The organism is Brucella anthropi, from assembly GCF_046630315.1.
Classification (GTDB): Bacteria; Pseudomonadota; Alphaproteobacteria; order Rhizobiales; family Rhizobiaceae; genus Brucella; species Brucella anthropi_A.
Genome location: NZ_LQBD01000001.1, coordinates 318749 through 339370, shown reverse-complemented (window position 1 = coordinate 339370; position 20622 = coordinate 318749). Strand labels below are relative to the sequence as shown.

The window sequence follows — 20622 nt, the reverse complement described above, 5'->3', positions numbered from 1 at the left end:
GCCAAAGTGCACCCCGCACTGATTTCGTCAAGTGGTAAATCATTTTTACCACTTTGGCGCCGGTTTAAACAGTTTTCACGCTGCGGCATAATTGCTTGCCTAGGATCATATCGCTCGGCTAGATGCTTTGAAACCCAACGCTTTGGCAAAGCAGGCAGGGAATGGGATAACCGAACATGATGAGCAGTCTGGCAGATATGGAAATCTTTGCCCGTGTTGTGGCAACGGGCAGCATGTCGGCGGCTGCGCGGGATCTTGGCCTTTCGCCTGCGGTGGTTTCCAAACGGCTCGGACGGCTGGAAGAACGGCTCGGGACCCGACTGCTTCAACGCACGACCCGCCAGATTGCGCTGACCGAAGCCGGTCAGGGCTATCATGAGCGGGTTCTGGCCATTCTCTCCAATATCGAAGAAGCGGAAGCCTTTGTCGCCCGTCGCTCTGCCGATGCGCGCGGCACGCTCAAGATTTCCGCTCCCACCACGTATGGACGCATGCATATCGCGCCTTATCTCGTGCCGTTCATGCGCGCCAACACCGATCTCACCGTCAATATGCAGCTCACCGATGACATGGTCGATATTGTGGGCGACGGATACGATCTTGCTATTCGCATCGCGGAACTGTCCGATTCCACCCTCGTCGCGCGCCGCCTCGCCCCTGTCCGCCGCATCCTCGTCGCCTCTCCGGGCTACATAGCAGAACGCGGCACACCACAGACGATCGAGGCCCTGCAAGATCACATCTGTCTGGCGCCGCACAATAATGACCCCTGGCGGCTGGAAGGGCCGAAAGGCCCCATCGTCATACGCCCGGTAGGCCCGCTGCAAACCAATTCCAGCGAAATGGTGCGTGAGGCAGTTCTGGCAGGCCTCGGCATCGCGCAACGCTCGACCTGGGATATCGGCCCGGAACTCGCGGCAGGCAAGCTGGTCCAGGTGCTGCCCGAATATGCCGCCTCGCGCAATGTTGCAATCCATGCCGTCTATCCGTCCAAACAGTTCCTTCCGGCAAAGGTCAGACTGTTCATCGACTATCTGGCCGACCTTTATGGGCCGGTTCCTTACTGGGAGACCGGCACATCTCCCTATGAAATGTCTAAAAAATAGACTGGATTCCATTGCCTGCAAAATGCTGAGTACTTCCTCGATCCGTTATTCAAGCGAATCGGATGATTTTCTTTTCTCTTGTCCCGATCTCCAGGAAAAATGATGAACACACCTGTACGCCTCATTCTTGCAATCATCGTTGCGGTTATCGTCGGTTGCGGTTTCATGTTTTATGACAAATCGCGCGGTGCCGAATGGGTTGTTTCCCCGCAGCAGATCGAACAGGCGAAAGCCGAGGGCAAGCCGGGCGTCGAGAGCCGTCCCGGCACTGTGACGGTGCTTCCAATCCGCAGCGAAACTGCTGACGCACTCCCCTTCAAATGGGCCATGTACGGCGTCGTTGCAGGTCTTTTCGTGCTTGTCGCAACACGCAAACGTAAAAAAGCCTGATCTTTTTTCGATCATAGACCTTGAGAGCCCGGCTGCACCATCGACCGGGCTCTCATTATCGATATATCCCGTTGCCGGGCATCTGGCTAAAGGCTACCTTGCCGCCATTATCGAGAGGGCTTCAGACGGCATGGCCGAAACGATTTTTTCCCGCATTCAGGCAAGTCGCACGGCAGACGACGTCGTGCACCAGATCGAAACGCTTATTCTCGAAGGTGTTCTGCGCGGCGGCGACCGCCTGCCCGGCGAACGGGAACTGGCACGTCAGTTCGATATTTCCCGCCCCATATTGCGCGACGCTCTGAAAAGGCTTGAAACAGCCGAACTCCTGATCTCCCGTCATGGTGGCGGCACATTTGTTGCCGATGTCATCGGACAGGTGTTCAGCGCTCCTGTGGTGAAGCTTTTTGCCGATCACCGCAAGGCGACCGCCGACTATCTCGAATATCGCCGTGAAATCGAAAGCATCGCTGCGGAATATGCCGCACTTCGGGCGACGCCTGCCGACAAGGCGCTTCTGACCGAGATCATGAATGCAATGGAAAAGGCGCATGGCGCCAGCGACTTCGACACCGAAGCACGCCTCGACGTGGAACTGCACAATGCCATTGGCGAAGCCGCCCATAACATCGTGCTGCTGCATACCTTGCGGTCCTGCTATCAATTGCTGAAGGATGGCGTCTTTTATAATCGTAGCCTTATCTACAGTTATCCCGGCGTCGCCGACATGTTCCTCGCGCAACATCGCGCCATTTACGATGCCGTCATGGCCGGCAATCCGCAGGCGGCCCGCGAAGCGGTTCAAAAGCACATTCGCTTCGTGGAACAGGCCACCCATGATCGTGAGCTTCATGAAGAACGGGAACGTGTTTCGCGCCTGCGCTACCGGCAGCGGGCCGGCGTGAAGACGGGCAAAGACGCGAAGGAAGATGGCGGCGCATGAAGAGCGTGGTTTTCAAGGATGCGAAAGGACCCCACGATATCCGCCTGTATGCCATCGGCGATGTACATGGCCGTCTCGACCTGTTGCAGGACATGCATGGGCTGATCCGCGCCGACCTCGACCAGCGCCCTGCGCATGACTGGCGCATCATTCATCTTGGCGACTACATAGATCGTGGTCCAAGCTCCCGGCAAGTGCTCGATTTCCTGATTGATGCGACAGATCGGGATGAACGCATCATTCCACTGCTTGGCAACCACGACGACGGCTTTCTCACCTATCTCGCAACGGGTGACGTCGCAGGCATATTCGCACTGCATGGCGGCGCGGATACCGCCCGCTCCTATGGCGTGAACATCGACTTTGCTGACGCGGGCTCAGCCCGTCACGGTCATGCCGCACTGGTGAAAATCGTCCCGCAGGGCCATATTGACTTCATTCGCGCCATGCCGCGTTCGGTCACTTTTGGCGACTTTTTCTTCTGCCACGCCGGCATCAACCCTTCAGTGCCGCTGGATGCGCAGGACCCTGAAGAACTGATCTGGATACGCACAGCCTTCCTGAAGTGGACCGCCCCTTTTGAGAAGGTCGTTGTCCACGGGCACACGCCGCAAAGCGCCATCGATATTCAACCCAACCGGGTCAACCTCGATACATATGCATGGAAAAGCGGCCAGCTTTCGGCCATCGTGATCGACGGCCGTGAAAAGCGTTTTATTGAAGCGCGATAATAGGCTTAATGTGCGCTGGAAATGCCGTAACCGTCGGTAGAGGCTACGCTGTTGCCCGCATCGACGGTGAATATGCCGACCGCCATGAACACAATCGCGGAAACCATCAGAACGGTAAGAAGAGCGGCATGCTTGGCAGTCATATTCGGAAACTCTTTCGACAGTGGCCGGACGAAATTCGTTGGACGAGCCGCCACTTGGGAGCCTGGCGATCAGCCCTGCCCATTCGTTTGCTGCCCGGGGAGACGGCGTTCAGTTACACCTGAAAAAAGTTACCCGCAACTGAACGGCTCCCGCCAGATCACCGCTTTTTTCCTCAAAAATCCTATTGGCTGCGGCCTGTGGCAAAGCCGCAACGCAAAACTTCGACTTAAGGTTAAGGCGCGGTTATGAAGCCTCCTGAACCGTTCCAGTCAGCGCGAGGTTACCGGTAACAGCAACGCGCGGATGGGGACTCCATTCGGATGATGCGCCGGATCAATTCACAACCGAAACGCTGACCGTTCGGCCTGCGACGAGGTGAACGCTATCTGGCACGTCTTCAAGTTTTATACGCACCGGCACACGCTGCGCCAGACGCACCCAGTTGAAAGTCGGCGAAATATTGGCGAGCAGGCTGGGGGAATCGCTGCGCTCACGATCCTCGATCCCTCCGGCAATACCTTCAACCTTTCCCTTGAGCTGGACTTTGCTGCCCATGATATCGACCACCACCGGATCGCCGATCTGGATACGCTCAAGCTTGTTTTCTTCAAAATAGCCGGAAACGTAGAATGAATCCGTATCCACCAGGGCAGTCACTGCGGAACCGGCGGAAACATAATCGCCCGGCTGAAGCGAGAAGTTGGTAATCACGCCGTTGACAGGTGCCCTTACCGATGATCGATCCAGATTGAGTGCCGCAAGATCGCGATCCAGTTGTGCCTGTCGATAGGAAGCCTCCGCCTGCTGGGCCGTTGTTTCGATCTGCTCCAGTTTCTGACGTGTCACCGTGGTGTCGTTGAGCTGGCGATAACGGACCAGATCACGATTGGCCATGTCGAGCGCCGCCTTGCTGCTATCCACCCTTGCTTCTGCTGTTTGCAGGGCGAGTTTGTACCGGGCCTGATCGATACGGAAAATCACATCGCCCTGATGGACAGTCTCATTATCGTGGACAAGGACTTCGCCAACGAGGCCGGAGACGTCCGGGGCAAGGCGCACGACATCCGCACGAATCTTGCCATCGCGTGTCCATGGCGCGTTCATGTAATAATCCCACAGATGCCCGCCAAGAAGCCCCGCCATCGTGACCATGACGACGGTTACAAAGACGCGGCCTGAATGTGCGAAGAGCTTTTTCATAGCGGTATTCCATTGAGAGTTACGGCCGCAATGCCGAGGATACAAAAATACATGGCTGCATCGAACAGGGGCCGATGCCACACGAAACGATAAAAGCGCACGCGCGCCAGAAGGCGCTGCATGACCGTGTTTGCAAAATAGGCGCCAAGCGCCAACACGCCGAGGGTCGGAATATAAATTCCGTAGATGTCGAGTTCAGGTTGCATCACAAATCACATTGTTTTCTTAAGCCGCTTGCGGGAGCTCCATCGGCGGACAGGGCGGCAGGACGAAAGGTGGGGCCTTCGGAAAAAGATTGAAGCGAAGCGCGACCAGCGCCATTCTGGTGCGCTTGGCGATTGCCGGCGAACCGCTCTCGATGATGGCGGTAATCGCAGCGTCGATGGCGGCGAGCAGGTTTTGGTCGACATCGCCGCCCCCCAGCTGCCCGTTGGCCAGAGCGCGGTAATGCGCGCCGACACCATCCAGAACCCCATCGACGGCCGACCGGCAGTTTTCCGGCAGTTTGGAGCGATATTGCTGGAGATCGATCGTGTTCATGCCGTTACGCAAATCACGCAACAGATCGACTTTCGCGATATCGCCCGCTGGAACAAGCGCCAGACGTGGCGTCATCATGCCGATGCGGTCTATCATGCGCAGCAAGAGGCGATTCATGTGCTGACGGCGATGGCGCCCCGGACGGCGTTCGGCGGCGAGCGCTATATCGTTCCAGCCTGCCCTTATCAGGCGGCGCACGCTCCATTCCGCGCCCACAGAACGCACGATCGATGTTACCGCCGCTGCTATGACGATGCCCATAACCGTACCAAGATTGGCATTGGCGAAACTGACGAAATCATGCGTCAAATGCCCCTGCAGCATGAGCATGTTGGGCAGGTTCACACACAAAACCATGCCCAGCAGGAACTGCGACGGGATTGCAAGGAGCAGCCCAGCCGGAATGAGGAAAAGGCCCAGCACCAGTACCAGCGGAAAGAAGCCATCCACAAGCGGCAGTAACGCGAATTCGAAAACGAAAGCGGCAGCGATCACAATCAGGAGCAGCCAGTTGAATTTCCGCATGACCGGCACCGGATCGTCCATGGTCGCGAAGATGCAGCAGAAGATGCCAGCCATCATGGCAGCGGCGCTTCCTTGCGTCCAACCGCTTGCGATCCAGAACGCCGTAGCGACACAGGTTGCCAGAAAGGCGGAAAAACCTGACAGGAGCGCCATGCCATAGTCGCGGTGCATGGGGCGGCCTTTCAGATGCGCATCATAGCGGCGCCAGCGCAAGGAATGTCTGGAGCCCGACACAATGTCCTGACGCAGCGTGATGCAATCGCTCCAAATCTGGACCAGATCGCGGACACGCGCCGCCACGTTGAACGGCAGCAGTTCGCCCCAGCTCCTCGCATCCTGTCCATGCCGGTCGATTTCTTCAATCAACCGCAACAGAACTGCACGGCGCTCCTCAGTCAGGTTTTCGCCACTTTCGATCCAGTTACAAGCCTCGTCCAAAAGCTTTTGTACAGCCGGGTGCCAGGACTTTTCATCCTCACCGGGTTTCAGTGCCAGCACATCGTGCAAGCTCGATATGATCGGAAGAACGGCCACCATGCGCTGCTGCAGCACCTGCAGCAATGTCCCGACATTCCTGATCGATGACGTGTCATAGGCGACATGCGTGGTCAGATTGCGCAATTCAAGCGCGTCGGCTGCAAGTCGCTGACGATCCCGAAGGAATTCGGGTGTAGCACCTTCCCCCCGCAAGCTTGCCAGTGCGAGTTTTGAGCCGTCACGCAACCAATTATCAATGCGGCTGACGAGCACCGGACCGCTGTGGCGCGGAAAAACAAGACGGTTGACAACAGCGGCGCAAATAATGCCGATCGCGATCTCTTCCACGCGACCGACTGCATAGTCGAACGTCGTTTCCGGTACGGAGACAACCGCGAAACTTGCGATTGCCACCGTATAACCGGCCAGCATGAAGAGATAGCTGCGCGGCGTGCCATCCAGCAGACTGATCGCCAGACATAACCCCATCCAGAGGCCAATCGCCAATGTCAGAATTTCAGGAGAATTGACCAGATGCGGCACGAACAGAATGGTCACAGCCCCGCCGATAATCGTACCGATCAGACGATAGAAGCCTTTTGAAGTCGTCGCGCCCGACAGCGGATGCGCAACGATATAGACCGCCGCAATCGACCAGTAGGGATTGGGCAGGTTGGCCATCAAACCAATCCACAGGGCAAGCATGGCCGCCGCGAAAGTCTTTAATGAAAAGACGACGTCCCAGAACTTCGGAGTGGTTTCGGCTGATTTCGTCATGGCTCATGGGGGTACTGGTTGAATGCATTGCATCTTTCCGGTCAGAAAGCCGATCAGAAAGACTGTGTTTGAAACTTCTCATTCAGCCTGCGCAATACATCCATGGCCATATCGACCGCATCGGAATCGAAATCGCCGAGAAAAACAGCACGAAGACGGGCGGCAGACTTTTCCACCTTGGCGGCAAGAGTGCGACCGTCCTCTGTCAGTTGAATGAGCTTGACGCGACGATCAGCATCATCGGCAACGCGCTGGATCAGGCCGTCCTTTTCCAGCTCGTCGACAACCCGGACAATGGTTGCCCCCTCAATGCCGACCCGCTCGGCCAGCACACCTTGGGGAACGCGATCTCCGTGCCGCAACAGGATCATGAGCGGTATGGCTTTCGCATCGGAAAGACCATGTTCCGCCATCGCTGCATCAAAAGCTTTCCGCCATCCTCTGGCCGTACTTGCAAGAAGCGGTGCGAACTCGACCCACGCTTGTTTCATCACATCAGTTCCAATCAAATAGATAGCTTCATATCTATATGGATACAATCTAGTTAAATGCAACTGCCATGATATTTCCCATCAATTGTTTGTGTAGCAATGCTAATCAATTGCTTCTTGATGCATTGCCAAACCGCTTGACCTCCGCCCCCACCCTCTGCCATCGATGCTGACATGCGCGCAAACTACAAAATGCAAAGACTTTACGTTGAAGACGATCTGGGCGGGAACCGAATAGAGCTCGCCTCGCAGGCCGCACATTACCTCACCCATGTCCTGCGCTTGAAGGATGGCGACGAAATTCTCGCCTTCAACGGACGCGACGGCGAATGGAAATCACGGCTGGAGCCGGAAGGTAAAAAGCGGCTTTTCATCACCCCCTTCGAACAGACCCGTCCGCAACCGCAACCCGGCGATCTTGTCTATTGCTTCGCCCCGCTGAAACAGGGACGGCTGGACTATATGGTCCAGAAAGCTGTCGAGATGGGGGCGGCCATTCTACAGCCGGTCATCACACAGCACACGCAGGTACAAAAAATTGGAACCGACCGCGTCAGGGCCAATGCAATAGAAGCCGCAGAACAGTGCGGCATTCTTTCGATCCCCGAATGCCGCGAGGCCATCCGCTTCGACCGCTTCATCGAACAGTGGGACCAATCTCGACACCTGATCTTTTGCGATGAAGGCCACGAATCGGACGATCCCCTGACCATCTTGACAACCATGACGCCTGGTCCTGCCGCATTGCTGATCGGGCCGGAAGGCGGCTTTTCAGAAGACGAACGACAAATGCTTCGAAATCTGCCCTTCGTGACGGCCATTCCGCTCGGTCCGCGCATCCTGCGTGCAGATACAGCTGCTGTCGCCGCGATGGCTCTGGTACAATCCGTACTCGGTGACTGGCGCAATGCGGGATGACGTTCTCGAAATCTGATGTTCAATGGAATTGACTTGCGTGATTTGACAAATTTGTCCAATCACGCTGAAAAAGTGAAATTTGACCAGGGATAGGCTGCATGGCGCGCGATACGACTGATGAAACGGCACTGACGGGCGTTGAACAACTGGCGGACTATCTGGCAGGTGGGTGCAAGCCGAAGGATGCATGGCGCATCGGCACCGAGCATGAGAAATTTCCGTTCTATACGGTCGATAACAGCCCCGTCCCCTATGAGGGGCTACGTGGCATCAAGGCCATACTGGAAGGCATGCAGGCGGCGCTCGGCTGGGAGCCGATTATCGATGAAGGCAATATCATCGGCCTGGTGGAACCAACCGGACAAGGAGCAATTTCGCTGGAGCCCGGCGGTCAGTTCGAGCTTTCCGGCGCACCGCTTTCCACGATTCACCAGACATGCCGTGAAGTGAATGCGCATCTGTCCCAGGTTCGCGAAATCGCAGAACCTCTGGGCATTCGTTTTCTGGGCGTCGGCGGCAGTCCCAAATGGACCCTGGCTGAAACACCTGTCATGCCGAAATCGCGCTACAAGATCATGACCAACTATATGCCCAAGGTCGGGCACGAAGGTCTGGACATGATGTACCGCACCTCGACCATTCAGGTTAATCTGGACTTCAGTTCAGAACGTGACATGCGCCGCAAGATGCAGGTTTCGATGAAACTGCAATCCGTGGCGACAGCACTTTTTGCAAGTTCCCCGTTTACCGAAGGCAAGCCGAACCGCCTTCTGTCGTGGCGCTCGAACATCTGGCGCGACACCGACAACCAGCGTTCGGGCGTCCTGCCGTTCATCTTCTCGGAAAACTTCGGTTTTGCCGATTATGTCGAATGGGCGCTCGACGTGCCGATGTATTTCATCCTGCGCGATGGTCATTATCACGACTGTACGCATGTCACCTTCCGCCAGTTTATGAACGGTGCGCTTAAAGGGGAAGTCAGCGATCCGGTTCCCAATATGGGCGACTGGACCAATCACCTTTCCACGCTTTTCCCCGAGGTACGGCTGAAGCGTTTCCTGGAGATGCGCGGCGCCGATGGCGGCCCGTGGCGCCGAATTTGCGCCCTTCCTGCCTATTGGGTCGGCCTGCTCTATGACGAAGAAGCCCTGACAGCCGCCGAGCTTCTGACCAAGGACTGGACCTATGAAGAAGTGCTTGCACTTCGCAATGACGTTCCCGCCAAGGCATTGAACACGACCTTCCGCGGCAAACCGCTGGAACAGATCGCCCGCGAGACTTTGAAAATATCCCGCCTGGGCCTTTTGAACCGCAACAAGCTCAACAGCGACGGTTATGACGAAACGCATTTCCTGGCGCCACTTGAGGAAATCGTCGCCGCAGGCGTGACTGATGCCGAGCGCATGCTGAAGGCGTATAATAGCGTCTGGGCAGGTTCTGTCGATCCAATTTTTCTGGAATATGCCTATTGAGCATTGAGCCGCAAACACATCCGTTAAAAGGGCGCGTAACTCGCGCCCTCAGCCTGCTGACAAACCTCCGGCACGGTCAAAATGGCCTCAGATTCACGGAACGTCACAGATTCAAAACGTGAACAGATCGGAATCAAAGCCCCTCGTTTTTGACAGCGGCCAAAAATCGAGGGGTTTGTCATCAATCTGAGGGCGCGTAACTCGCGCCCTTTTTATTTCGGTCAACTTGCGACCTGCTGCCCCTTCGTCGGATCGGGGATCACGACAATTGTGCTGCCATCGCGCACATTATTATAAAGATCAATGACGTCCTGATTGAGCATGCGGATGCATCCTGACGACACAGCCTTGCCGATGCTCCAGGCTTCCGGCGATCCATGGATGCGGTAGAGCGTATCGCGCCCATCCTTGTGGATATACATCGCTCTTGCGCCAAGCGGATTCTTCAGCCCCGGAGGCATCCCGCCATTGGCAATGCTGTAAGGCTCCAGCGATGGCTGGCGAGCGACCATTTCGTCCGGCGGCGTCCAGCGCGGCCATTGGCGCTTATAGGCAATCTTCGCGCGCCCGGCCCATGAAAAACCATCGCGCCCGACACCGATGCCATAGCGCATGGCGCGGCCATCGCCGAGCACATGATAAAGATATTTGTTCGGCGTATCGACAATGACGGTACCCTTGACCTCGCTTGTCGGATAATCGACCTCCTGCCGCCAGAATTTGGGATCGACCTTGCTCGTATCGACAGCCGGAATGGGGAACTGTTCTTCCGGCAAGGCCTGGTACATCAGCGGCACGGGCCGCGACGGTGCGGGCGGCGGCGACTTCCTGACGGGCTGAGGAGGCTGCGCTGTCGAAACACAGCCAGACAACGCAACCGCGCTGACGCCTATAAGAAAACCGCGCCGGCTGAAAGCAGCATTTGCAAAGCAGCTTGTGAGGTCGTCCTGGGATTTTTTACGCAACATCCTGAATCTCTAGCAATGACAGATGTGCGAGAGAAAGATGCCCAAACTTAAGCCAGCCTTAAGGCCAGTCAAACACGGCAGAAAGCGGGAAACACCATGACTGATTGTTGCTAAAATAACGATCCCTGATTGCCGGAGCCGGGGGACTTGACCTTCCTTGTTTGTGCGAGCTTTGCCGGCCCGCTCCCGTCTTCCTCATCCGCAACGACGGCCACGTCGCCATCGCGAAACCGGATAGACAGTGCGTCCCCGCCCGACACGGATGCGGCCTGCTTCACAGGCTTTCCCTCAGCATCGAAAACAACCGCGAAACCGCGATCGAGAACGCTTTCATAAGAAAGCGTGCGCATGAGACGTTCCAGCTCCTGGCCGCGCCTTTTTGCCCTTTCGATGAGAAGTCGCACGGCCTGGTCGCGACGGCGATCAAGCTGTTCTATCGCGGTCGCCGTAAGCTTCGTTCGCCGCAATAGGGGTTCGGCGGAAAGTCGATTTGCCCGATGAATCAAAACCGTCCGGCGTTCACGCAGGAACGATTCGAGCGCCCGAGGCAATCTTTGCCCAAGGACCGAAATTCCGCGCTCCAGCTCCGCAAACCGGCGCTGCAGAAGACGCGGCGATAGCTGTCGCGCATGACCTTCAAAGTGAACGCGCTTCTTTTGTGTATGGACAAACAGTGCCCGCGTCAGGCGCGAGGCCGCTTCATCGAAGCGCCGACGCGGCAGAGCCAGCAACTGGTCAGCCGACGGAAGCGCACGGGATGCCGAGCGATGTGCTTGCCGCTTCAGATCGATAAAGCGGGACATCGCCGACGCGAGCCGCGCGGACTGGCCCGCCAACGCTGCCAGCAGATCCGCCTTTACCGGCACCGCCATTTCCGCAGCACCTGTCGGCGTGGGAGCCCGGACATCGGCTGCGAGATCGATCAAGGTCCAGTCGGTTTCATGGCCAACGGCTGAAATCACCGGTATATGCGATGCAGAAACGGCGCGAACGACGATTTCGTCATTGAAGCCCCACAGGTCTTCCAGACTGCCGCCGCCGCGCGCCACGATCAACACATCCGGTCTCGGAATGGGCCCGTCTTCAGGCAAAGCGTTGAAACCATCCACGGCGGCCGCCACCTCAGCCCCGCTTGTCTCGCCCTGCACACGCACGGGCCACACGATGACATGCAGCGGGTAGCGGTCTGCGATCCGGTGAACAATATCGCGAATGACGGCCCCGGTTGGGGAGGTCACAACCCCGATCACTTGCGGCATAAAAGGCAGAAGCTGCTTGACGGCGGGATCGAACAGGCCTTCCGCGGCCAGCCGTCGCTTGCGCTCTTCCAGAAGCGCCATCAGTGCGCCCGCACCGGCAGGCTCCATCTGCTCGATGACGATCTGGTATTTCGACGAGCCCGGATAGGTCGTCAGTTTGCCGGTGGCAATAACCTCCATCCCCTCTTCGGGGCGAAAGCGCAGGCGGCTCATTGAGCCGCGCCAGATCACGGCCTCAAGACGTGCGCGATCATCTTTCAATGCGAAATACGCATGCCCCGACGAATGCGGACCACGATAGCCGGAAATTTCACCGCGCACGCGCACGTGCCCGAACGTATCCTCCACCGTGCGCTTCAACGCGCCGGAAATCTCGGAAACGCTGTACTCGGCGACGTTGGACGATGCGCCGGTAAAACTCGAATCGGAAGCCATGCTCATCCCATCATTGGCAACCAGGGAGCATGGCCGGTCAAGAAGCCATGCGGCGATTTTACTGTTTCATCACCAGCCTGGCAGCAATTCGTTGGCTCGCACTCTCCTCGTGCGAACTGCCGGAAACGGCGAAATTTCCGCCGAAGCCAGCCCACCTGCCTGCGGCAACGATATATTGTCCAGACTTTCGATAATATGCTGCGCAAGCGCATCCACGACGGCATTCTGTTTTGTGTGGCCGCGCATGATGCCAATGCCGAATTCCGGCAACATTCCAAACCCTTCGGCTTCGCCAAGAACACGCATCCCCGGACGGAGTGCACATTCCGGAAGCACGGAAACCGCAAGCCCCGATAGAACAGCCGCCGCAAGAACTGTCGCGGACCAGCTTGTGATTATAATGCGATAATCACGTCTGGCCGCCTCGAGCACATCAATAGCCACATGGCGCCAGATACAGGTCGGGCGCCCGACAGCAAGCGGCAGCACAGCCTCTTCGTGCACGGCATGGTTGGCGGATGTAACCCACAGCAATGGCTCTGTGCGAACGACCTCGGAGCGGCGTTTGTCATCGCATTGAGTGACCAGAGCAATATCCAGCGTGCCGCGACGGATCATTTCATCCAGATTGACGGTCGGCTCGCAGACAACCGACAATTCAACGCGCGGGTTTGACCGCGCAAACCGTGCCATGATTTCGGGCAGAAAGCGATCGGCATAATCGTCCGGTGTGCCGATGCGCACGTGACCTTCCAGTTGGGTGTCATCAAATGCAGCAATGGTCTCACCATTGAGCTGCATCATGCGGCGCGCATAAAGCAAAAGCCGCTCGCCCTCTTCCGTAAGACGATTGGTCCGCCCGTCGCGTTCAAACAAGGGCCTGCCGATACGCTCTTCCAGCCTGCGCATCTGCATGGAAACGGCAGATTGCGTCTTGAAAACTGCGTCCGCCGCCCGCGTAAAACTGCCCGTATCCGCTATGGCGATGAAGGTCTGCAACTGATCGAGATCCAGAGGCGTACCCATTGGCGTCATCCATCACTATTATTGAAGAATGACATTAAAAACATTCGTTGGAACAATCAATTCGATTATTGGATAAAGCCGCCATCGTAAAGGAAAAGGAGCCGCGACAGCGAATGACCCTGACGATAAGGATCACTTAGCCCCGCTAGATCAAAGGAGAGCGGACATGACAGCGACAAGCAAGATACCGATGACGCATTTACCGGCAACGAGTGGAGAATCCACGGCGTTCGCACAAAAGGTGATGGCTGCATTTTCGTTGATCATGCGTCGCTGGGCTTTCCGCAATGGTCGACGGCACGTGCGAAACCTGAGCGATTTCGACGATCACATGCTGCGCGATATCGGGCTTCGCCGGGAGGATATTTATACGGCCGTTCATTATCGCGGTACCGAGGACCCAACGAATATCCTGAGTGAAATCGCAGATGCGCGATTGCGGATCAAAGCCACGCGGCTGATCTGTTAGAAGGAGCGTTCTCCCCATTCCGCAAGGAGCCTTGCTCCGGGTACACTCGCAAACTGAACGTCTGGCAGGCGCCACCTTCACATGCCGGGTTCTCTCCCGGCCAGCCTGCCCTTTGCCCGGCCGCGCCTTCGCGGACCGGGCTTTTTTCATTCACCGGCATCTTGATGGCATCCACTTCCGCCACTTGATTTGCTACGTTGATACCGAGAAAAACCGGCAACTGCTGGATAACTGAAATCGCTTTGATTTTTTTCGAAGAAAAGTGTTGCGTTCGCTGTTTGAGTTCGCTAGATGGAGGCCGTCGCGAACGAGCTAACCGCTTCTTTCGCGCTTGCAAGCCTTCCAATTGGAGGCATCTGCAAATCCCTGCTGGGGGATAGTTTAAGGGTAGAACAGCGGACTCTGACTCCGTTAGTCTTGGTTCGAATCCAGGTCCCCCAGCCACTTTAAAATCAATGACTAGCTGTCATTTCCCCTCATTTTCATGTCGTGTAACCATGGAATTCGATGCAACATAACGCATCGATTTGTAACAGGTTGCGCTACGTTCAGGCAGCAGAGCGTGACATGAAATTTCGATTCTTACCCCGCCTACCGTCCTGGCAGGAGGGGCGCTCGGTCTCAAGCATATTCTAACCAGACCTTACACGCCAAAAACCAACGGCAAGGCCGAGCGCCGCATTCAGATCATATTACGGAAGTGGCCTAAGCACGCGCTTATCCATCGTCAGAGATTCGGAAAGCGCATCTGCCAAGCGGGACACACGTCTACAATTGGCATCGACCTCATGGCGGAAACTGGCAAACCCGGCGCGTGTGTGGATGCCCTCGGTTTAACAAGATTTTTTTGGCAGCGTCCACGAATGACGAAACCTATCGCCTTTTGCTCGCCCCCGCTGTCAAAAGTCATCTGAAGGCCGGGCTTCACCGCATCATGGTCATAGACATGCATCCTCCATCTGACCGCCCTGCCGCGCGATGTCCCCAAATACTCTAAAAGCCATCGTAAACACCGGAAAACTGTAGCTTAACAGCAAGGCAGACGTTAAACCATTCTGGTCAGATTGCGGTATGGGATTCATTCGAGCATTTTCAGAGGACGATTATGGAAGAACGCTTTTCAGGCAGCGTGCTGGCTTCCGGAGACCGGGAAGAAACCCTTCGCACCTTGGGTGAGATCGGTCTGAACAATTTTGCCCCCTATCTGATGAACCGGGTGATCGCACGTTACAACACCAGCCTCGCTGAAGCGCTCAGATCGAAGCAGATGACGACGCTGAAGCTGCGCACGCTCTCCATTCTCACCGTCACACCCTCGGCCACGATAAACGAACTGTCGGTCTTCGCCGTCACCGAACAATCGACCATGAGCCGCACGCTCGATTCCCTTGAACAGCTGGGCTATATCCGCCGGGAAGCGCGTCAGGACGACATGCGCGTGCGCGACGTCTCTATAACGGATGCGGGCCGCATGGCTTTCGATTCCGCCTGGCCGGTCATGTATGAAGCCTTGTTGCAGATGTTCACCGACATCAGCGAGGACGAACACCGCGCCTTTGTCGGCACGTTGCAGAAAATGCTGCGCAATATCCGCAAGCACGAAATCTGAACAGTGCCCTCGGGCAATTCCACATTCGGCGTCACTTCGACGCCGAATGTGGGATGAGCGCCGTGGCGCAGGCGGCCAGCGCTGCCACGATTGCGAAAATATAGAAATTCCACTGCGGCGCCACATTCATGCTCGCGATGAAGCCACCGAGGAGCGGACCGGACAAGGCGCCGATCCGCGAAAAGCTCAGCGCCCATCCGGTTCCCGCCGAGCGGATGGCCGGATCGAGCCGCTGCGCCAGATAGCCTGTCAGAATGAGCGAGGCGGAAATCGTTCCGAAGCCGGCGATGGCGACGAAGATATAGTTCATCAGAAGTGAGCCCTTGAAGGCGAGCGCCACGATGCCCAGCGCGCCGAACGCATAGGAGAGCGTCACGGTCCTGCGCACGCCGAAGCGGTCGGCCCATGTGCCAAGCAGGATGCCGCCGATTGCCGAACTCAGGCTGAAGACCGCGAGGAAAAGCAGGCTGTCGCCAAGATCGTAGCCACTCTTGCGCATGATCTGCGGCAGCCATTGGGCTATGCCGTAGACCAGCAGGAGGCCCATGAAGAGCGCAATCCAGAAACAGGCCGTTTCCTTGGCTTTTTCGGGTGCGAAAATCGCACGGAAGACCGCGCGCCAGCCGAGCGTTTCCTGTTTCCGCGTCGCAGCGGCCGATATATCGACCCCCATGCGCCGCGCGGTTCTGGCAGCCGCCTCCTGCTTGCCCCGGCGCACCAGCGACTCGACCGATTCCGGCAGGAACGCGAAGAGGACGGGAGTGAACAGAAGCGGCAGCGCGCCGAGAAGCACGATGAAGCGCCAGCCATGTTCGGCGAGAAAAGCGCGTCCGCAGAGAGCCGCCGCCAGCAGGCCCATCGAATAGCCGGAATACATCAGACCGTAATTGAAGCTCTTCTTCTGCGACGGCGAATATTCCACCGTCAGCGCGGCGGCGACCGGAATGATGCCGCCGAGGCCGATGCCTGAAACGAACCGGCTCAGTCCGAAGATGAAGGGCGTCGGCGCCGTGGCGCTGACGATCATGCAGAGCGAAAACAGCGTGATGCTCAGGATGAACAGCGGCTTGCGCCCGTAAATCTCGCTCAGCATGCCTGCGAGAATACCGCCGACCAGCATGCCGATCACCGTATAGCTGCCGATGGCGCCCAGTTCGATCGGCGTCAGCCGCCACACCGTATCGGTCGAAAGCGCGGGCAGGATCGCGCCGATCACCCCGACGTCATAGCCTTCCGCGAAAATGGCGAACCAGCAGAGCACCACCACAAGCAGGCTCTTGCCCGCGGAAATTTCCCGTCCGGTGAAGGACGGAACATCAATCGATTGCATTTGCGACATGGGTTCCCCTTTTTATTATCGGTCGCGATCGGTGTTCGTTCTAAAGAGTCGCGATTGTCTTCAACGCGCCTTCGAGCGCGATGCCCTGTTCGTCGAGAAGCGCCGCCTGCCGCAGGCGGCGCAGCCAGGCGGCGCCGTCCTCTCGGTGTTCCAGCATCGGCAAGGCGGACAACACGCGGTCGAATTTCGACAGGCCGCGCACATGGGTATCCGAATAGCCCTTCACCAGACGGCGGCAGCCCAATATCTCGACGGCGAGAGCGTAGTTCTTCGGCAGGACGTCGAGCGCTCTGGCAAGCCATGCTTCCCGGTGCTCCACCTCGCGGTGATGGCGCAGGCTGCCGCGCCGGAAGCGGCGCATGGCCGACACGACATAAAGCCCAGTGAACCAGAACAGCGTACCGGTATTGACCCGCCGCCCCTTGTTGACCCGCCGATCGAGCCAGGCGAACAGTTTCGGGCTGTTCTCGATCCACTCCCCGATGGATCTCGGCAGGGTGCCGCAGACTTCGTCCATGCGCGGATGCATATATTCGGTCGTATAGGTGATCTGATCATCCTTCACGCCGACTTCCTTACGCACCCGCTCGAAACGGGAGCCGCGCACTTTGATGTCCGCGACGCGGATCACGTCGTCATAGGCCATGGCGACAGCGACATATTTCGCGGCCTGCACCGCGAAAGCGAAATCCTGCGCCTCACCACCATGCTGGCGGTCCACAGCCGCAAGCGCGGCGCAGCGCGTCAGATATTCCCCCGCATAGGCCGGGTCCTGAAAGTCAGTGAGCTTGCGCACACCCGCATAGAGCATGGGATGCGCCTCGACCGGAAACTCGTTGCGGATGCGCGCGATCAGCCGGTCGAGCGCCGGATGGCCGGCCTTGTCCGGCAGCGGGTCGAGCCGCTTGGCGGGAGTGGCCGAAAGCCTGTCGTTCTCGCCTTTCAGGGCGCGCTGATAGGCGGCGTCGAAGGCCCTAAGGCTCGCCTCAATGCCCTTGCCGCCGGCCCGGATCGTCGCCTCGAAGGCTTCCCTGCCGAAAGGCAGCACCTTCGCTGCAGCCAATGCGCCGAACATGGCGGAGGAAATCACGCTGCCATTCCTGACGGCTAGCGTATCCATGTCGAAGGCGATGGTCTTGCGGGCCGCAAAGGCCGTGGCGTCTTCCACCACTATGGGATTCCCGATGCCGTCGCCCGGCTTTTCCTTCTCACCCACCGCATACGAGCGGTGGGTGGAGGCGATGAGCAGGGTCTTGTCCGGCGTCACCAGACCGCGCAGCACGGAGCGCCCGGCCTCCATCAATTCGGCCGCCATCACCACGTCGACATCGCCCGGCGTCGGCATCAGCGACAGGATCGGCGTCGCGCCCTCGCGTGGCTGTAGCAGTTCCAGATAATAGATGGTCGCGCCGGTGCGTTGCGCCACGCCGGGGACGGACGTGGTCTGGGCGACCCAGCCCTGACTTTCGGCCAGTGCGACGATCCAATCGGCCAGCACCCCGCCACCCTGCCCGCCCATCGCGAGAACGGCGATGGAAAGGGGCTTGTCCTGCGAAAGCTGCGCCGTCGATGCGGTTCTGAGCGTCTGCATGATGGTTTCCTCAATCGGCGAAGACGATGCGCGATGCCTGGCGGCGCTTCTGCAACCAGCCGATGACGGCCGAGCGGATGCGGTGGACGAACTTGTCCCAGCCGGTCGGATTGTAGATCACGTCGGCCCGGTAGAAAGACGGACACAGCACGGCGGCTTCCGAGACCTCGCCGCAATTGCCGCAGCCCACGCAGCTGTTGTCGATGGCCGCGACCGGATCGTCCTTCAGCGGATCGTCGGTATGCTTGACCGAAAGCGACGGGCAGCCGGACAGGCGGATGCATGCGTGATCGCCGGTGCACACATCTTCGTCGACGCCGAAGCGTTGCTTGACCATGCGCTTGCCGTCCTTTACCGCCTGGTTGAACTGCGGCTTCACACGGCGCTGCTTGTTGAGCATGCATTCGGACGAGGCGACGATGATCTTCGGGCCCTTTTCCTTGGTCGTCAGCGCCTCGCGCAACGTGTCGCGCATCTTGGCGACATCGTAGGTGCGGTCAATCTGGCGCACCCATGTCGCGCCGATGCCCTTGACTGCATCGACCACCGAATTGTTGGTCTTGCGGCGTGGATTGACGGCGCGGGACGACATGATGTCCTGTCCTCCCGTCGCAGACGAATAAAAATTGTCGACCAACAGGATCACGCCGTCCTGCTTGTTAAAGACGGCGTTGCCGACCGACGTGGTGAGCCCGTTGTGCCAGAAGCCGCCATCGCCCATTACCGAGATGGCGCGCTTGCCGGCCGGCACGTTGAAAGCGGAAGCCGATGCCGGTCCGAGGCCGTAGCCCATCGTCGTGCCGCCGATATTGAAGGGGGGCAGAATTGAAAAGAGATGGCAGCCAATATCGGCCGAGACGTGATGCGGTCCCAGTTCCTGCTCGACCAGCTTCATGGCGGCGAAAATCGGCCGTTCCGGGCAGCCGGTGCAGAAACCCGCAGGACGCGGCGGCACAACCTCGGCCAGCGCCTTCACCCGCGTATCGTCCAGCACCGGCGACGGATCGGGCACGGGCGGACGGTTGCCGAGCATCTGCGGCGCATTGGCCTCGAAGAAGGCGGCCATGCCCTTGACAAGCACCGGCGTCGTATATTCGCCGCCGAGCGGCAGCACGTCCTTGCCGGACACTTTCGTCTGGATATCGCGACGGCGCAGAAGCGTGTGCAGCGTGTGCTCGATATATTCCGGCGCTCCCTCCTCGACCATGAGGACGGCCTTCTTGTCGGCGACGAAATTCACCACCTCGTCGTCGATCATCGGATAAGAGACGTTCATGACATAGAGCGGCACTCGGCTCTCGCCATAGACGTCGGCAAGCCCGAGCTGTTGCAGCGCGCGCATGGCGCCGTTATAGATGCCGCCCTGTAGGATAATGCCGACCTCGCCCTCTTCCGGGCCGAAATATTCGTTGAGGCGATTGGCCTTGACGAATTCCACCGCCGCAGGCCAGCGCCGTTCCAGCTTTTCCTTCTCGTGCAGGAAGGTCGCCGGCGGCAAGACGATCCGGTTGAGATCGCGGTGCGGATTCTCCAGCGCCTCGGCCAGCGTGTGTTCGGGCCGCTTGTTGTCCTTGGCGACGAATTGCCCGTGCACATGGCAGCTGCGTATTCCGACCTGTAGCATCACCGGCGTGTTGGAGGCTTCCGATAATTCGAAGCCCTTTTCTACCGCGCCCACGATGGACGGCAGGTTGGGACGTGGGGTCAGAAGCCACATCTGCGACTTCATCGCATAGGCGTGGCTGCGCTCCTGCATGATAGAGGAGCCTTCACCGAAATCCTCGCCGATGATGACCAATGCGCCGCCGGTCACGCCGCCCGACGACAGGTTGGACAGCGCGTCGGAGGCGACATTGGTGCCGGCGGTGGATTTCCATGTCACCGCGCCGCGCACCGGATAGAGCGCCGAGGCCGACAGCATGGCCGCAGCCGCCGCTTCCGATGCGGAGGATTCGAAATGGACGCCCAGCTCCTCCATCACCTCCTTGGCATCGGACAGCACGTCCATCAGATGCGAAATCGGTGAGCCCTGATAGCCGCCGACATAGGATACGCCGGATTGAAGCAGCGCTTTCGTGATGGCCAGAATGCCTTCGCCGCGAAAGATTTCTCCTTCGCCGAGCTTCAGGTCCTCGACTTCACGCGCAAATGACCGCTCAGCCATTGTCATTCCCCTTTTTCCGTGATCCGGAATTTTCATTAATTTGCATCA

General features: G+C 58.2%; 19 protein-coding genes, 1 tRNA gene and 1 pseudogene. 10 read left to right on the top strand and 11 right to left on the bottom strand.

Annotation, left to right across the window (positions count from 1 at the left end; genetic code table 11):
* Nucleotides 1-176: 176 nt before the first annotated feature.
* The 4 genes from AVM02_RS01520 (at nt 177) to AVM02_RS01505 (ending at nt 3170) form a co-directional block, all read left to right on the top strand.
* Nucleotides 177-1106, top strand: coding sequence for a LysR family transcriptional regulator (locus tag AVM02_RS01520; RefSeq protein WP_411505249.1), 930 nt, complete (start codon nt 177-179; stop codon nt 1104-1106).
* 102 nt (nt 1107-1208) lie between these two features.
* Nucleotides 1209-1496 (top strand): hypothetical protein, encoded by a 288-nt coding sequence (locus AVM02_RS01515; RefSeq protein WP_411505248.1) that lies wholly within the window; start codon nt 1209-1211, stop codon nt 1494-1496.
* 130 nt (nt 1497-1626) lie between these two features.
* On the top strand, nt 1627-2439 hold the full coding sequence (locus tag AVM02_RS01510; RefSeq protein WP_411505247.1) for an FCD domain-containing protein: 813 nt from the start codon (nt 1627-1629) through the stop codon (nt 2437-2439).
* Nucleotides 2436-3170 carry a metallophosphoesterase gene (locus tag AVM02_RS01505; protein WP_411505246.1) on the top strand — a complete coding sequence of 245 codons (735 nt, stop codon included), beginning with the start codon at nt 2436-2438 and terminating at the stop codon, nt 3168-3170. The genes AVM02_RS01510 and AVM02_RS01505 overlap by 4 nt, the downstream gene beginning before the upstream one ends.
* Before the next feature lie 5 nt (nt 3171-3175).
* Here the strand turns inward: AVM02_RS01505 and AVM02_RS01500 are convergent, their stop codons facing one another.
* The 5 genes from AVM02_RS01500 to AVM02_RS01480 form a co-directional block, all read right to left on the bottom strand.
* Complete coding sequence (locus AVM02_RS01500; protein WP_411505245.1) at nt 3176-3313, bottom strand: hypothetical protein; 138 nt, start codon at nt 3311-3313, stop codon at nt 3176-3178.
* 334 nt (nt 3314-3647) lie between these two features.
* Nucleotides 3648-4514 (bottom strand): efflux RND transporter periplasmic adaptor subunit, encoded by an 867-nt coding sequence (locus tag AVM02_RS01495; protein ID WP_411505244.1) that lies wholly within the window; start codon nt 4512-4514, stop codon nt 3648-3650.
* Complete coding sequence (locus AVM02_RS01490; RefSeq protein ID WP_411505243.1) at nt 4511-4720, bottom strand: DUF1656 domain-containing protein; 210 nt, start codon at nt 4718-4720, stop codon at nt 4511-4513. The genes AVM02_RS01495 and AVM02_RS01490 overlap by 4 nt, the downstream gene beginning before the upstream one ends.
* Before the next feature lie 19 nt (nt 4721-4739).
* Nucleotides 4740-6833 carry an FUSC family protein gene (locus AVM02_RS01485; protein ID WP_411505242.1) on the bottom strand — a complete coding sequence of 698 codons (2094 nt, stop codon included), beginning with the start codon at nt 6831-6833 and terminating at the stop codon, nt 4740-4742.
* Between the two features lie 53 nt (nt 6834-6886).
* Nucleotides 6887-7324 (bottom strand): MarR family winged helix-turn-helix transcriptional regulator, encoded by a 438-nt coding sequence (locus tag AVM02_RS01480; RefSeq protein ID WP_411505241.1) that lies wholly within the window; start codon nt 7322-7324, stop codon nt 6887-6889.
* A 174-nt stretch (nt 7325-7498) separates the two neighbouring features.
* Here AVM02_RS01480 and AVM02_RS01475 point away from each other — a divergent pair, with 174 nt between their 5' ends.
* On the top strand, nt 7499-8242 hold the full coding sequence (locus AVM02_RS01475) for a 16S rRNA (uracil(1498)-N(3))-methyltransferase (RefSeq protein ID WP_411505240.1): 744 nt from the start codon (nt 7499-7501) through the stop codon (nt 8240-8242).
* 98 nt (nt 8243-8340) lie between these two features.
* Nucleotides 8341-9714, top strand: a complete 1374-nt coding sequence (locus AVM02_RS01470; RefSeq protein WP_411505239.1) for a glutamate--cysteine ligase — start codon at nt 8341-8343, stop codon at nt 9712-9714.
* A 221-nt stretch (nt 9715-9935) separates the two neighbouring features.
* On the opposite strand, the gene AVM02_RS01465 is transcribed toward AVM02_RS01470, so the two are convergent.
* From AVM02_RS01465 to AVM02_RS01455, 3 genes are all read right to left on the bottom strand, one after another.
* The gene (locus AVM02_RS01465) at nt 9936-10682 is read right to left on the bottom strand and encodes a L,D-transpeptidase (protein WP_411505238.1); all 747 of its coding nucleotides are present in this window, start codon (nt 10680-10682) and stop codon (nt 9936-9938) included.
* A gap of 110 nt (nt 10683-10792) precedes the next feature.
* The gene (gene xseA, locus AVM02_RS01460; protein WP_411505237.1) at nt 10793-12376 is read right to left on the bottom strand and encodes an exodeoxyribonuclease VII large subunit; all 1584 of its coding nucleotides are present in this window, start codon (nt 12374-12376) and stop codon (nt 10793-10795) included.
* 69 nt (nt 12377-12445) lie between these two features.
* A complete protein-coding gene (locus tag AVM02_RS01455; RefSeq protein WP_411505236.1) occupies nt 12446-13402 on the bottom strand; it encodes a LysR substrate-binding domain-containing protein in 957 nt (318 codons plus the stop codon).
* A 166-nt stretch (nt 13403-13568) separates the two neighbouring features.
* Between AVM02_RS01455 and AVM02_RS01450 the strand changes: the two genes are divergently transcribed.
* The 4 genes and pseudogenes from AVM02_RS01450 to AVM02_RS01435 all read left to right on the top strand — a co-directional run bounded on the left by AVM02_RS01450 (nt 13569) and on the right by AVM02_RS01435 (nt 15480).
* Nucleotides 13569-13871, top strand: coding sequence for a DUF1127 domain-containing protein (locus tag AVM02_RS01450; protein WP_411505235.1), 303 nt, complete (start codon nt 13569-13571; stop codon nt 13869-13871).
* 370 nt (nt 13872-14241) lie between these two features.
* Nucleotides 14242-14315, top strand: a tRNA-Gln gene (locus tag AVM02_RS01445).
* 167 nt (nt 14316-14482) lie between these two features.
* Nucleotides 14483-14664, top strand: a pseudogene (locus tag AVM02_RS01440) (integrase core domain-containing protein); the annotation flags it as partial.
* Nucleotides 14665-14976: 312 nt separating this feature from the next.
* The gene (locus AVM02_RS01435) at nt 14977-15480 is read left to right on the top strand and encodes a MarR family winged helix-turn-helix transcriptional regulator (protein ID WP_411505234.1); all 504 of its coding nucleotides are present in this window, start codon (nt 14977-14979) and stop codon (nt 15478-15480) included.
* 31 nt (nt 15481-15511) lie between these two features.
* Here the strand turns inward: AVM02_RS01435 and AVM02_RS01430 are convergent, their stop codons facing one another.
* The 3 genes from AVM02_RS01430 to AVM02_RS01420 are packed head-to-tail and all read right to left on the bottom strand — an operon-like array spanning nt 15512 to nt 20574.
* Nucleotides 15512-16819, bottom strand: coding sequence for an MFS transporter (locus AVM02_RS01430; RefSeq protein WP_411505233.1), 1308 nt, complete (start codon nt 16817-16819; stop codon nt 15512-15514).
* A 40-nt stretch (nt 16820-16859) separates the two neighbouring features.
* A complete protein-coding gene (locus AVM02_RS01425) occupies nt 16860-18410 on the bottom strand; it encodes an indolepyruvate oxidoreductase subunit beta family protein (RefSeq protein WP_411505232.1) in 1551 nt (516 codons plus the stop codon).
* A 10-nt stretch (nt 18411-18420) separates the two neighbouring features.
* On the bottom strand, nt 18421-20574 hold the full coding sequence (locus AVM02_RS01420; protein WP_411505231.1) for a thiamine pyrophosphate-dependent enzyme: 2154 nt from the start codon (nt 20572-20574) through the stop codon (nt 18421-18423).
* Nucleotides 20575-20622 lie beyond the last annotated feature (48 nt).